This is a genomic window from Thalassobius vesicularis, from assembly GCF_004799325.1.
GTDB classification, from domain to species: Bacteria; Pseudomonadota; Alphaproteobacteria; order Rhodobacterales; family Rhodobacteraceae; genus Thalassobius; species Thalassobius vesicularis.
The window spans coordinates 254,509-266,840 of record NZ_SSMD01000001.1; the positions used below are offsets into that span (position 1 = coordinate 254,509).

Annotated in this window: 14 protein-coding genes; 4 read left to right on the forward strand and 10 right to left on the reverse strand. The window is 64.0% G+C overall.

The annotated features are described in order from the left end of the window. Nucleotides 1-111: 111 nt before the first annotated feature. A complete protein-coding gene (locus tag E7681_RS01265; protein WP_136337445.1) occupies nt 112-753 on the forward strand; it encodes a ribonuclease T2 family protein in 642 nt (213 codons plus the stop codon). Here E7681_RS01265 and E7681_RS01270 read toward each other — a convergent pair whose 3' ends face one another. From E7681_RS01270 to E7681_RS01285, 4 genes are all read right to left on the reverse strand, one after another. Further along, nucleotides 754-1,086 (reverse strand): H-NS histone family protein, encoded by a 333-nt coding sequence (locus E7681_RS01270; RefSeq protein ID WP_425471367.1) that lies wholly within the window; start codon nt 1,084-1,086, stop codon nt 754-756. A 192-nt stretch (nt 1,087-1,278) separates the two neighbouring features. After that, on the reverse strand, nt 1,279-2,253 hold the full coding sequence (locus E7681_RS01275) for a quinone oxidoreductase family protein (protein WP_136337446.1): 975 nt from the start codon (nt 2,251-2,253) through the stop codon (nt 1,279-1,281). Nucleotides 2,254-2,270: 17 nt separating this feature from the next. Next, entirely contained in the window at nt 2,271-3,263 is a 993-nt protein-coding gene (locus tag E7681_RS01280; protein ID WP_136337447.1) for an NAD(P)H-quinone oxidoreductase, read from the reverse strand. Between the two features lie 10 nt (nt 3,264-3,273). Further along, the gene (locus E7681_RS01285; protein WP_136337448.1) at nt 3,274-3,957 is read right to left on the reverse strand and encodes a COQ9 family protein; all 684 of its coding nucleotides are present in this window, start codon (nt 3,955-3,957) and stop codon (nt 3,274-3,276) included. Nucleotides 3,958-4,070: 113 nt separating this feature from the next. On the opposite strand from E7681_RS01285, the gene rpsU reads away from it, so the two are divergent. Next, on the forward strand, nt 4,071-4,277 hold the full coding sequence (gene rpsU / locus E7681_RS01290; protein ID WP_043871123.1) for a 30S ribosomal protein S21: 207 nt from the start codon (nt 4,071-4,073) through the stop codon (nt 4,275-4,277). Nucleotides 4,278-4,522: 245 nt separating this feature from the next. On the opposite strand, the gene adh is transcribed toward rpsU, so the two are convergent. The 5 genes from adh to E7681_RS01315 all read right to left on the reverse strand — a co-directional run bounded on the left by adh (nt 4,523) and on the right by E7681_RS01315 (nt 9,909). Beyond that, nucleotides 4,523-6,037: an aldehyde dehydrogenase gene (gene adh / locus E7681_RS01295; RefSeq protein WP_425471370.1), complete on the reverse strand. Its 1,515-nt coding sequence runs from the start codon at nt 6,035-6,037 to the stop codon at nt 4,523-4,525. A gap of 153 nt (nt 6,038-6,190) precedes the next feature. Beyond that, the gene (locus E7681_RS01300) at nt 6,191-7,141 is read right to left on the reverse strand and encodes a GAF domain-containing protein (protein ID WP_136337450.1); all 951 of its coding nucleotides are present in this window, start codon (nt 7,139-7,141) and stop codon (nt 6,191-6,193) included. A gap of 69 nt (nt 7,142-7,210) precedes the next feature. Continuing rightward, a complete protein-coding gene (locus E7681_RS01305) occupies nt 7,211-7,765 on the reverse strand; it encodes a flavodoxin family protein (RefSeq protein WP_136337451.1) in 555 nt (184 codons plus the stop codon). A gap of 19 nt (nt 7,766-7,784) precedes the next feature. Then, on the reverse strand, nt 7,785-9,368 hold the full coding sequence (locus E7681_RS01310) for a GMC family oxidoreductase (protein ID WP_136337452.1): 1,584 nt from the start codon (nt 9,366-9,368) through the stop codon (nt 7,785-7,787). An 82-nt stretch (nt 9,369-9,450) separates the two neighbouring features. Further along, a complete protein-coding gene (locus E7681_RS01315; protein ID WP_136337453.1) occupies nt 9,451-9,909 on the reverse strand; it encodes an Lrp/AsnC family transcriptional regulator in 459 nt (152 codons plus the stop codon). A gap of 148 nt (nt 9,910-10,057) precedes the next feature. Between E7681_RS01315 and ald the strand changes: the two genes are divergently transcribed. Both ald and E7681_RS01325 read left to right on the forward strand, forming a co-directional pair. Beyond that, a complete protein-coding gene (gene ald, locus E7681_RS01320; RefSeq protein ID WP_136337454.1) occupies nt 10,058-11,173 on the forward strand; it encodes an alanine dehydrogenase in 1,116 nt (371 codons plus the stop codon). A 328-nt stretch (nt 11,174-11,501) separates the two neighbouring features. Further along, nucleotides 11,502-11,738: a DUF2798 domain-containing protein gene (locus E7681_RS01325; RefSeq protein WP_136337455.1), complete on the forward strand. Its 237-nt coding sequence runs from the start codon at nt 11,502-11,504 to the stop codon at nt 11,736-11,738. Nucleotides 11,739-11,772: 34 nt separating this feature from the next. Here E7681_RS01325 and mscL read toward each other — a convergent pair whose 3' ends face one another. Then, nucleotides 11,773-12,210 carry a large conductance mechanosensitive channel protein MscL gene (gene mscL, locus E7681_RS01330; RefSeq protein WP_136337456.1) on the reverse strand — a complete coding sequence of 146 codons (438 nt, stop codon included), beginning with the start codon at nt 12,208-12,210 and terminating at the stop codon, nt 11,773-11,775. Between the last annotated feature and the right edge of the window lie 122 nt (nt 12,211-12,332).

The following is a 12,332-nucleotide window of genomic DNA, read 5'->3' on the forward strand; positions in this document are numbered from 1 at the left end:
TGACGCAAAACTTCCCCGTTGCCTGAAATCAGGCGGCCCTTGCGGGGCAGGTTACCTTGTTGGGGAACTTGGCGCCTATATAGTGCCGTTAATGACGGAAGGAAAGAGTTTATGCGATTTGCCCTGTTTGCCCTGGTTTTTGCGCTGAATTTCGCAGGTTTCGCCCGTGCGGACGGAGAGCGCGCGGGCGCGTTCGATTACTACGTGCTGTCGCTCAGCTGGTCACCGACCTGGTGCGCGCTCGAGGGGGACGCCCGCAATTCCCCGCAATGCGACCCGCGCGCCGATTACGGCTGGGTGCTGCATGGGCTGTGGCCGCAGTACCATCGCGGCTGGCCCTCCTACTGCCGCACGACCGAGCCGATGCCCACCCGCTTCATGACCGAAGGGATGGAGGACATCATGGGATCCTCGGGTCTGGCCTGGTATCAGTGGAAAAAGCATGGCGTCTGCTCTGGCCTGTCTGCCGCGCAGTATTTCGCCCTGGCCCGCCGCGCCTATGAACAGGTCAACCGGCCCGCGATCTTTCGCAAGCTGAACCGCGCGGTCACGCTGCCCGCCACCGTCATCGAAGATGCGTTCCTGAAAGAAAACCCCGGATGGGAGCGTGACATGCTGACCATCACGTGTCAGGCGGGCCGCATTCAAGAGGCCCGCCTGTGTCTGTCGAAAGACCTGCGCCCCGTGCCCTGTGGCCGGGATGTCGTGCAGGATTGCCGCCTCAAGGACGCCCTGTTCGAACCGATCCGCTGATTACAGCGACAGGTCCTCGGGCGACTTGCCGGCCTCCAGCGCAGCGATGAACCAGTCGGGGCGACGGCCCTTGCCAGTCCAGGTTTGCGCGGGGTTGGCGGGGTTGGCGTATTTCGGCACACCGCGCGATTTCGCCTTGGGGGCAACGCCGGTCAATTCCGCCAGCGAAAAGCCCAATTCCTTGGCCTTGACCTCCAGCGCGGCCAGTGCGGCCTGACGCTGGCGATCCTCGAAGCCGGCGATCGCTTTTGCAACCTTCCGTTCCAGCGATTTCAGCTCGTCCAGGGACAGGGCATTCAGCTGGTCTGCGGAAATCTGAGCAATATCAGTCACGAGACGAATTCCTTTTTCGTGTCTTTTCTCTGAAGCCCAAATAGCATTAGACGATGCCGATTAGCAAATTGAGTTCAATAAAAGCCGTAGAAATCCACTGAATTGACCGGAAGTACGCGGAATAATCTACTTAAAATAGAAACCGCCGAATGCCGGATATAAAAAAGGGGGCAAAGCCCCCTTCTTTTGTCGTCACAATTCCAGAACCGTACTGCCGGTGGTCTGTCGCGCCTCTAGCGCGCGCTGCGCGTCGGCGACCTGATCCAGCGGGAAACGCTGGTCGATCCGGATCGTCACGTCGCCCGACAGCACCTTGTCGAACAGGTGCTTGGCCATCGCCTGGCAGTCCTCGTGCTTGGCGATATGCGTGAACAGGGTCGGGCGGGTGATCTTCAGCGACCCGCGCGAGGCCAGCTCGGCCAGACCGAACGGCGCGACCGGCCCCGAGGCGTTGCCGAACGAGATCATCATCCCCAGCGGTTTCAGGCTGTCCAGCGAGCCCTTGAACGTGTCCGCGCCAACCGCGTCCATCACCACGTCCACGCCCTTGCCGCCGGTCAGCTCGCGCACCTTGGCGACCCAATCGCCATCGCGGTAGTTGATGCAATGGGCCGCGCCGTGGTCCAGCGCCAGCTGGCATTTGTCGTCCGTGCCGGCGGTGCCGATCAGCGTGATCCCTTCGGACCGCGCCCATTGGCAAGCGATCAGCCCCACACCGCCAGCAGCTGCGTGGAACAGCACCGTGTCCCCGGCCTTCAGCGGCGTGGTGCGGTGGAACAGGTATTCCACGGTCATGCCCTTCAGCATCATCGCGGCGCCCTGCTCAAAGCTGATCCCCTCGGGCAGCGGGCAGACCTGGGCAGCGGGCATCACCCGCGCCTCGCAATATGACCCCGGCGGCATCGCCGCATAGGCCGCGCGGTCGCCCACCTTCAGATGGGTCACGCCTTCGCCGACGGCTTCGATGACGCCGGCGGCCTCCATGCCCATCGCGGCGGGCATTTGCAGCGGGTACAGCCCCGAGCGCTGATACACGTCGATGAAGTTCAGCCCGCAGACCTTGTGCGCGATTCGCACCTGTCCGGGGCCGGGCTCGCCCACCGGGCGATCGACGATTTTCAGAACTTCGGGTCCGCCGTGTTCCTCGATAATGACTGTACGTGCCATGTTTCCTCCCTCGGGGCTCAGTCGCCCGCCACCTTCAACACGATCTTGCCGATATGGCCGCTTGCCTCCATGTGGGCGTGGGCCTTGTTCGCTTCACCTAGCGCGAATTCGCTGTCCATCACGGGGGCAACCTTGCCCGCGTCCAGCAGCGGCCAGACATTGGCGCGCAGGCTGTCAGCGATCATCGCCTTGGCCAGGTCGCTTTGCGGCCGCAAGGTGGATCCGGTGATCGTCAGCCGCCGGGTCATGACCTGGACAAAGTTCATCTCGGCCACTTTCGGCCCCTGAAGGAAGGCGATCTGCACCAGACGCCCATCATCGGCCAGAGACCGGATGTTGCGCGGGATATACAGCCCGCCCACCATGTCCAGGATCAGGTCTGCGCCCCCTTCCGAGGTCATCACCTCGACGAAATCCTCGTCCTTGTAGATGATCGTGCGCTCGGCCCCCAGCGCCTTGCAGGCGGCGGCCTTGTCCTGGCTGCCCACGGTCACGAAAACCCGCGCGCCGAATTCCCGCGCCAGCTGGATCGCCGTCGTCCCAATGCCAGACGAGCCGCCGTGGATCAGGAACTTCTCGCCCGCCTTCAGCCCGCCGCGCTGAAACACGTTGGACCAGACGGTGTAGAACGTCTCGGGCAGGCAGGCGGCCTCTTTCATGCCCATGCCGTGCGGGATCGGCAGGCAATGCGCCGCCGGGGTGGCCACGTATTCGGCATAGCCACCGCCCGGCAGCAGCGCGCAAACCTGATCGCCGATCGCCCAGCCGCTGACGCCCTCGCCCATCGCCACGATCGTACCCGAGGCTTCCAGCCCCGGCAGATCGCTGGCCGTCGGCGGCGGCGCATAGCGCCCGGCGCGTTGCAGCGCATCGGGGCGGTTCACCCCGGCATAGGCCACCTTGATCACCACCTGTCCAGCCGCTGGCTGCGGCACCGGCCGCTTGCAGGGTTTCAGCACATCGGGGCCACCCGGCTCGGTGATTTCCACCGCCCGCATCATCTCGGTCATCTCGCTCTCCTCAGTTGGTGCCGCCCATATGGCCCGGCATGTCGTCGCGCCGCTTGGGGGCCTTGATTGCCCCCAGCACGGCCATCGGCCCTGCCAGCAGCGCGCTCAATGGTTTGTTCGCCCGCACGCTGGCCTTGAACTTCTCGAACCGCATAACGTCGTCGATGCGGCGGTCCAAGAACTCCCACGTGGCCTGTTCACCCTGCGAATCGTCGCCCAGCCAGTACAGCACGGTCGAGGAATAAACCCCGCTCAGCGTCATCCGCTTGGTGTACCAGTTCACATCGTCCGAGCTGTCGCCCAGCAGGTTCCAGATCAGATCGCAGGTGTTCCAGATCAGCCGCGCCCCGTCGGCGGCATATTGCGGCAGCGTGAACAGGGTCGTGCCCCGGCGCACCGCTTCCTTGTCGTCGGCGGCTTCGATCCGGAACCGGACCAGCGCGGCCACCTTTTCCGAATAGCGCAGGCCGGTCATGTCCTCGGCCGCGAATCGGGCGGCCATCAGGCGGTCGCCCCGCTGGTGATAGGCCATCGCCAGATCCACCGCGCCGCGCGGACACACCGCCCGCGCCACCGCCATATCCACCCCGCAATCGGCCACCGCAGCGGCAAAGGTTTCGGCGCTCCAGCCGTCAAAGGCGACGTGGATCAGCGCGGCATCCAGCAGAGTTTCCTTCACATCGGGCGCGGTCATGTCAGGCTCCTTCGTGTCTGTCCGGCACACCCTAGACAAATAGGGCGGCCTTTGCTATATGGCCACCTCCTGCAATTCCTTGCAACTCAACTTAGAAAGGTGGTGAAAACCACATGCAGGTGAGCGTTCGCGACAATAACGTCGATCAGGCACTCCGTGCCCTGAAGAAAAAGCTGCAGCGTGAAGGCGTGTTCCGTGAAATGAAGCTTAAGCAACATTTCGAGAAACCGTCGGTCAAGAAAGCGCGCGAGAAAGCTGAAGCAGTTCGCCGTGCCCGGAAACTGGCACGCAAGAAAGCACAGCGTGAAGGTCTTCTCTAAGACCTCCTCGACAGCTTGAATGCTGAAGACGACCCCCGCGGCCCTGCCCGGGGGTTTGTCGTTTCTGGAGCATCGGAAACGAAAAAGGCGCGCCCGGCTCATCCCCGTGCGCGCCTTTCTGTTACGTCAATTCCGGCCTGACCACCCGCTCGCCGTCGAAAGAGGAGCGCGGGAGACAGAACCACGGGCAGTCAGGCCGAAACCGGACGTGCGGGCCCCGGTGGGCGGGGCCCGACCGAGTTCCCTTAGAAGAAGCCCAGCTTGTTCGGGTTGTAGCTGACCAGCATGTTCTTGGTCTGCTGGTAGTGGTCCAGCATCATCTTGTGGGTCTCACGACCGATGCCCGACTGCTTGTATCCACCGAATGCCGCGTGGGCCGGGTAGGCGTGGTAGTTGTTCACCCAGACGCGGCCCGCTTCGATGTTGCGGCCAAAGCGGTAGGCGCGGGTGCCGTCACGGGTCCACACGCCGGCGCCCAGACCGTACATGGTGTCGTTGGCGATCGCCAGCGCCTCGGCCTCGTCCTTGAAGGTGGTCACGGACACGACCGGGCCAAAGATCTCCTCTTGGAACACACGCATCTTGTTGTGGCCCTTCAGGATGGTCGGCTGGATGTAGTAGCCGTTCGACAGCTCGCCGTTGAAGCGTTCCGCGTCGCCGCCCACCAGCACTTCGGCACCTTCTTCGCGGCCGATGGTCAGGTAGGACAGGATTTTCTCCTGTTGTTCCTGCGATGCCTGTGCGCCGACCATGGTGTTCAGGTCACGCGGGTCGCCGCGCTTGATGGCCTTCACACGCTCGATGCAGCGGGCGATGAACTCTTCGTAGATGTCTTCCTGGATCAGCGCGCGCGACGGGCAGGTGCAGACTTCGCCCTGGTTGAAGGCGAACAGCACGAAGCCCTCGACCGCCTTGTCCAGATACGCGTCGTCCTGCGCCATCACGTCCGAGAAGAAGATGTTCGGAGACTTGCCACCCAGCTCCAGCGTGACGGGGATCAGGTTCTTGGTCGCGGCCTTCATGATGATGCGGCCGGTTTCGGTCGAGCCCGTGAACGCGATCTTGGCGATACGGCTGGATTCGGCCAGCGGGCCGCCGACATCCGGGCCCATGCCGTTGACGATGTTCAGCACACCGGCGGGCAGCAGGTCAGCGATGACCTCGGCCAGCACCATGATCGCGGCGGGGGTTTGCTCGGCCGGCTTCAGCACGATGCAGTTGCCAGCCGCCAGCGCGGGCGCCAGTTTCCACGCCGCCATCAGGATCGAGAAGTTCCACGGAATGATCTGGCCAACAACGCCCAGCGGTTCGTGGAAGTGATACGCCACGGTGTCGTGGTCGATTTCCGACATGGTGCCCTCTTGCGAGCGCAGCACACCGGCGAAATAGCGGAAGTGGTCGACCGACAGCGGGATGTCCGCGGCCATCGTCTCGCGGATCGGCTTGCCGTTGTCCCAGGTCTCGGCGGTGGCGATCAGCTCCAGGTTTTCTTCGATGCGGTCGGCGATCTTCAGCAGGATGTTCGAACGCTCGGCGGCCGAGGTCTTGCCCCACGCTTCCTTGGCGGCGTGTGCGGCGTCCAGCGCCAGCTCGACATCGGCAGCGTCCGAGCGCGCGACTTCACAGCACTTCAGGCCGGTGATCGGGGTGATGTTGTCAAAGTAGCGGCCATTCACCGGGGCGACGAAATTGCCGCCGATGAAGTTGTCGTAGCGTGCCTTGAACGGCGAGGCATACTGGGTGGCGCTGGATTGGCTCATGTCATTCATTTGGAAACTCCTCCTCATTTGCCGGATGGTCCGGCGAATGAAAGGAAGCGTTCCCTGAAACACTGATTCCCGCATCCCCACCCCGGGGGAGGAGCGGCAGGATGTGTCTCAGAACTGAGACAGCGAGACAGGAAATTGCGAGGCTCAGTCCAGGCCCAGGCGCTTCATCCGGCGATACAGCGTCGCGCGCCCGATCCCCAGCGCCCGTGCCGCCGCACTGGCATTGCCGCCCGCACGCGCCAACGCCCGGCGCAGGGCCGCGCGTTCGGCGTGGTCCAGCCCGGCCGCGTCGGGGCGCATGCCCAGCAGGTCGGCCGCCGGCAGCGGGTTGGCGAAACTGTCCGCCGTCAGCCCCAGCTTGCGCCGCGCCGCGCGGGTGGCTCCGATCACCAGATCGTCACGGTCCACCGCCAGCAGCAGCGTTTCCTCGGGGCGGTCCGCGCCGACATCAACGAACCGCGCCCCGGCAAAAGCCGCACGGAAATGCGCCGTCTCGATCTGCCGGGCGGTCTGCGCCACGGCGCCCGCGATCAGACGGGTGTAGCCCTCGGTCTGGTCGGCCCGGCACGAGGACACGTCCAGCGCCGCCACCACCTCTCCGTCCGCGTCATAGATCGGCGCGTCCATGCAGCTCATGCCGGTGTTGCGGCTGTGGAAATGTTCGTCGCGGTGGATGACGACCTGCCGCTTTTCGGCCAGGCAGGTGCCGATGCCGTTGGTGCCTTCGGTCTGTTCGCTCCAGACCGCGCCTTCCCACAGGCCCCAGCTTTGGAACACCGCCCGATCCGAATCCGAGCACCGCTGCTCCAGCACCACGCCCTCGGCGTCGGTCAGCAGCACGCAGCAGCCGGTATTACCCACCATGCGGAACAGCTGATCCAGCTGCGGCGTGGCCAGCGCCAGGAACGCGCCCATCGCATCGCGCCGATAACCGACATTGCTTTGATCCACCCGTTCGGGGGCGCGGCTATTGCGCGGGTCCAGCCCGTACGTGACCGCCGATCGCCGCCAGGACGCAGCCAAGCGCGAGGTCGCCGCGGCCCGCGGCGAAAATGCGTCTTCCAGAACCTTGTCGGCGTGATGCAGCCACGACATGCGGGGCCCTCCGGTCTCCTCAGCCTGGGTGATACCACGCCCGGGGCCGGAAAACAAAAGCGTTCAGGCCTATATAGACCAACGTCGTACGGCCCGTGCAAAGCGGGTGCCATAGCGGCGCGCGGTCTCGACGTCGCCGTCTGAAACCAGCAGTTCCTTGTCGCGCACCGTGGTCGCCGCCAGCCCCAGCCAGGTGCCGCTTTCGTTGATGCCGACCTGGTTGCGGTTGACCGGCGCGCCGATCTGATCCTGCCCGACCCACAGCATCCCGTGCTGCATGGCAAAGGTACTCAGCTGTTGCAGCGCCACGATCTTGTCCCCGCCCGGAAAGGTCGCCACCGTGAACCCGCCCGCCAGCTTGTCGGCCCATTTCTGGCCGCTCCAGATGTCACTGGTGGCATCCATGAAGCCTTTGTACTCGGCCGCGACGCTGCCCATGTAGGTGGGCGCGCCGAACAGGATACCGTCCGCGGCCTCCATCGCCTGCCAGTCGGTCTCGCTCATCTCCATGACGTCGATCAGCCGGGCCGAGCACCCCTCAGTCCCCAGCGCCCGCGCCAGGGTGACCGCCAGTTTGCGGGTGTGCCCCCGCCCCGAGAAAAAGGTGATCGCTACATTCGCCATGTCCTCGCATTGCCACGCCTTAGCGGGCGGATGCAAGGATCATGTCACTGGCCTTCTCGGCGATCATGATGGTGGGCGAGTTGGTGTTGCCGCTGGTGATGCTGGGCATGACCGAGCAATCAACCACCCGCAGCCCGCCGATCCCGCGCATCCGCAGCTGCCCGTCCAGCGGGGCCGCGTCATCCGCACCCATCCGCACCGTACCGGAGGGATGGAAGATCGTCGTGCCGATATCGCCCGCAGCGCGGGCCAGTTCGGCATCGGTGTCGCCAACGGGGCCGGGCTTCATTTCTTCGGGGGCGTATTTCGCCATGGCCGACTGCGCCATGATCCGCCGCGACAGCCGGATCGAGTCCGCCGCGACCTTGCGGTCCCCTTCGGTGGACAGATAGTTCGGCGCGATGCGCGGCTTGGCCTTGGGGTCCGGGCTGGTGATTTCCACCACGCCCCGGCTTTCGGGCCGCAGGTTGCACACGCTGGCCGTCATTGCCGGGAAATCGTGCAGCGGCTGGCCGAATGCCTCCAGTGTCAGGGGCTGGACGTGGAATTCCAGATCGGGCGTCTCCAGTTCCGGGCGCGACTTGGCGAACGCCCCCAGCTGCGAGGGCGCCATCGACATCGGCCCGCGCCGCCGGAACACGTAGTCCATCCCGATCATCGCCTTGCCGAACAGGCTGTTGGCCATCGTGTTCAGCGTCTTGGCCCCCTGCAGTTTCCACGCACAGCGCAGCTGCAAATGGTCCTGCAGGTTGGCCCCGATCCCGGCCATTTCGTGCTGCACCGCGATGCCATGTTTCTGCAACAAGGCCCCCGGCCCGATCCCCGACAGCTGCAGGATCTGCGGCGAGCCGATCGCCCCCGCCGACAGGATCACCTCTCCGGCCCGCGCCGTATGCACCTGGCCGTTCTGTTCGTATTCCACGCCGACGCAGCGCCCGCCCTCCAGCAGCACGCGCCGCGTATGCGCGTGGGTTTCCACCTTCAGCGCCTGCCCGCTGCGCGTCCGCAGGAACGCCTTGGCGGTGTTCATCCGCCAGCCGCGCCGCTGGTTGACGCGGAAATAGCCGACGCCCTCGTTATTGCCCCGGTTGAAGTCGGTGGTCTTGGGCAGCCCCTCTTGCGCGGCCGCCTCCATCCAGTCGTCCAGCACGTCCCAGTGCAGGCGCTGATTGTCCACGCGCCATTCGCCGCCCGCGCCGTGCAGGTCCGACGGGCCGTCCACGTAATCCTCGGACTTCATGAAATAGGGCAGCACATCGTCCCAGCCCCAGCCGGTCAGGCCGGTTTGCCGCCAGCCGTCATAATCCGCCGCCTGCCCACGCAGATACAGCATCCCGTTGATCGACGAGCACCCGCCCAGCAACTTGCCCCGCGGGTAGATCAGCGAGCGCCCATTCAGCCCGGCATCCGCCTCGGTCTTGAACATCCAGTCGGTGCGCGGGTTGCCGATGCAATAGAGATACCCCATCGGGATATGGACCCAGTGGTAGAAATCGCTGCCGCCCGCCTCCAGCAGAAGAACTTTCTTGTTCGCATCGGCCAGCCGTTTGGCCAAAACGCATCCCGCACTTCCGGCGCCAACGATGATGTAGTCCCACTGCATAGCTCTCTCCCGCTGTACGAAATGACGTTACGGCAGAAGTAACGTCAAATGTCTTACATTTACAATATCAAAAGTCAGGCATTTAAACCGGCAACGCTGTCGTCTTGAACACCGTCCGCAGGGCAAAGCTGCTTTGCATCTGCGCGACACCCGGCAATCGGGTCAGGTGCTGGCGGTGGATGCGCGCGAAATCCTCGGTGTTTTCGGCGACGACCTTCAGAATGTAATCCGCCGTCCCGGCCATCAGGTGGCACTCCAACACGTCCGGAATCCGCGACACGGCCTTTTCGAACGCATCCAGAATCTCGTCCGCCTGACCCTGTAGCGTGATCTCGACAAACACGGTCGTCGGCACGCTCAGCTTGCGCGGGTCCAGCAGCGCGACATAGCCCTTGATGAACCCGTCATCCTCCAGCCGCTGCACCCGCCGGTGACAGGCCGAGGGCGACAGGTTCACCTGTTCGGACAGCTCGGCATTCGAGATCCGCCCCTTGCGTTGCAGCACCCGCAGGATACGCCGATCTGTTTCATCCAGCGACATTTGCGCAAAATCCTTCGCAGAAACTTCATTTCCTTCGCAGGATATTCACAAAAATCGCCGCTTGGCGACCCGTTTTTCAAAGCACTTGCGCCGAGGCTGCGACATCCTGACCGCAGGAAAGAACTTACATGATCCTTGGGAGGACCTCATGAAAATCGGCTGCCCCACCGAAATCAAACCGCAGGAATTCCGCGTCGGCATGACGCCCAACGCCGCACAAGAGGCCGTCGCGCACGGCCATCAGGTCTTTATCCAAAAAGGCGCTGGTGCGGGTTCGGGCTTTGACGACGCCGCCTATGTCGCTGCTGGCGCGACCATTCTGAACACCGCCGCCGAGGTCTTCGGGACCGCCGACATGATCGTCAAGGTCAAGGAACCCCAGGCCGGCGAGCGCAAGATGCTGCGCGAAGGCCAGCTGCTGTTCACCTACCTGCACCTGGCCCCCGACCCCGAGCAGACCCATGACCTGCTGGCCTCGGGTTGCACCGCGATCGCCTATGAAACCGTGACCGACCGCAACGGCGGCCTGCCCCTGCTGGCCCCGATGTCCGAGGTTGCGGGCAAGCTGGCCCCGCAGGTCGGCGCCTGGACCCTGCAAAAAGCGAACGGCGGCCGTGGCGTCCTGCTGGGCGGCGTGCCCGGCGTTGGCCCGGCCAAGGTCGTCGTGATTGGCGGTGGTGTCGTCGGCACCCATGCCGCCCGCGTGGCTGCCGGGATGGGCGCGGATGTGACCGTGCTGGACATGTCCCTGCCCCGCTTGCGCTATCTGGACGATGCCTTCCGCGGAGAATTCCGCACCGGCTATGCCTCCAAGGGCTACACCGCCGAGCTGGTCGAGCAGGCCGACATGGTCATCGGCGCCGTGCTGATCCCCGGTGCTGCCGCGCCGAAACTGGTCAGCCGCGCGCAACTGGCCACGATGAAGCCGGGTGCCGCACTGGTGGACGTTGCCATCGACCAGGGTGGCTGCTTTGAAACCTCGCGTGCCACCACCCATGCCGATCCCATCTATGACGTCGACGGCATCATGCACTACTGCGTCGCCAACATGCCCGGCGCCGTGGCCCGCACCTCGACCATCGCGCTTGGCAACGCCACCATGCCCTTCCTGCTGGCCTTGGCCAACAAGGGCTGGAAACAGGCCTGCGCTGACGATGTGCACCTGCTGAATGGCCTGAACGTGCATGCTGGCCAGCTGACTTATGCCGCCGTCGGCACTGCACTGGGCATCGATGTCGTGTCGCCGCAGGCGGTCATCAAATAAATTTCGCATTTCGCGAAATTTCTTCGGAACCTTTTCAGCGCGCCTGCGTTGGCCCGCTGAAGAGACCTTGATCCCTGGCACCGGACGGTGCTTTCCTCCCATGGGACCCCGTGCTCGGCCCCTTCCCGAGCACGGGGATTTTTTATCCTCACCCTTGCCCCGACTGCCCGGAATGCTTAGGTCCGAAGGGCCGAAAAATGACAGGCCGGTACGGTTATTCCGGCCCTTGCTGCGCAAGAATTAGTCCCTCGGGAACCCACGGCATCCACCGCTTGGCGGTAGGGTGCCCATGTCACGGACCCTCCGCCCCCTGTTGAAAGGAGTGTCCATGCAAGACAGGAAAATCATCATCGTCGCGCAGCTGTTCATCTCGGCCATGATGGCCTTTTTGATGACCGGCATTTTTGGAGCGCTGAACCTTGGCCTGACCCGGGAATGGCTGGCCCATTGGCCCGAAAGCTTTTTCACCGCCTGGCCCATCGCGTTTGCGCTGTCGATGATCGTCAGCCCGATCGCATTCGGCCTGTCGTGGCGGGTGAACCGCCTGCTGTTCCGGGCCGAATGAAAAAACCCTCCGCCAAGGCGGAGGATTTCACATCTTATTTCTTCAGCGCGTCCCGGATTTCCAGCAGCACGTCCAGCTCGGACGGACCGGCGGGGGCTGCCTCTGCGGGGGCGGCCGCCTCTTCCTCGCGGATGGCGGCGTCTTTGACGCGGTTGACCATCTTGACCAGCATGAACACCACGAAGGCGATGATCAGGAAGTTGATGACGGCCATCGCAAAGGCGCCGTAGGCAAAGATCGAGGCCCCGGCCTCGCGCGCGGCATCCAGGCTGGAGCCTTCGGGCACTTCGCCCGACAGCACGACGTAGTTGTTGGTGAAATCGATCCCGCCAGTGAACAGGCCGATGATCGGGTTGATCAGATCCTTGACCACCGATTGCACGATCGCCGTAAAGGCCGCGCCGACGATGATACCGACGGCCATGTCCATCACGTTGCCCTTGGCGATGAACGATTTGAATTCGTTAAGCATGTTTGTCCCCTTTTTCCCCAGCTGCGGGTGCTGTTTCGCGCGTTTCCACACAGCCAATGCGGCGATATTCCACAATCACCGGCCTGTTGCATCGGGAATTTTGGTCTAAATTCCCCCTCAGG

Coding starts and splice junctions, on each gene's coding strand:
- E7681_RS01305 (WP_136337451.1), bottom strand. CDS start 7,765: ATGGCGAATGTAGCGATCACCTTTTTCTCGGGGCGGGGGCACACCCGC.
- E7681_RS01300 (WP_136337450.1), bottom strand. CDS start 7,141: ATGTCGTGGCTGCATCACGCCGACAAGGTTCTGGAAGACGCATTTTCG.
- adh (WP_425471370.1), bottom strand. CDS start 6,037: ATGAGCCAATCCAGCGCCACCCAGTATGCCTCGCCGTTCAAGGCACGC.
- E7681_RS01310 (WP_136337452.1), bottom strand. CDS start 9,368: ATGCAGTGGGACTACATCATCGTTGGCGCCGGAAGTGCGGGATGCGTT.
- E7681_RS01275 (WP_136337446.1), bottom strand. CDS start 2,253: ATGGCACGTACAGTCATTATCGAGGAACACGGCGGACCCGAAGTTCTG.
- E7681_RS01265 (WP_136337445.1), top strand. CDS start 112: ATGCGATTTGCCCTGTTTGCCCTGGTTTTTGCGCTGAATTTCGCAGGT.
- E7681_RS01325 (WP_136337455.1), top strand. CDS start 11,502: ATGCAAGACAGGAAAATCATCATCGTCGCGCAGCTGTTCATCTCGGCC.
- rpsU (WP_043871123.1), top strand. CDS start 4,071: ATGCAGGTGAGCGTTCGCGACAATAACGTCGATCAGGCACTCCGTGCC.
- mscL (WP_136337456.1), bottom strand. CDS start 12,210: ATGCTTAACGAATTCAAATCGTTCATCGCCAAGGGCAACGTGATGGAC.
- E7681_RS01315 (WP_136337453.1), bottom strand. CDS start 9,909: ATGTCGCTGGATGAAACAGATCGGCGTATCCTGCGGGTGCTGCAACGC.
- E7681_RS01285 (WP_136337448.1), bottom strand. CDS start 3,957: ATGACCGCGCCCGATGTGAAGGAAACTCTGCTGGATGCCGCGCTGATC.
- E7681_RS01280 (WP_136337447.1), bottom strand. CDS start 3,263: ATGACCGAGATGATGCGGGCGGTGGAAATCACCGAGCCGGGTGGCCCC.
- ald (WP_136337454.1), top strand. CDS start 10,058: ATGAAAATCGGCTGCCCCACCGAAATCAAACCGCAGGAATTCCGCGTC.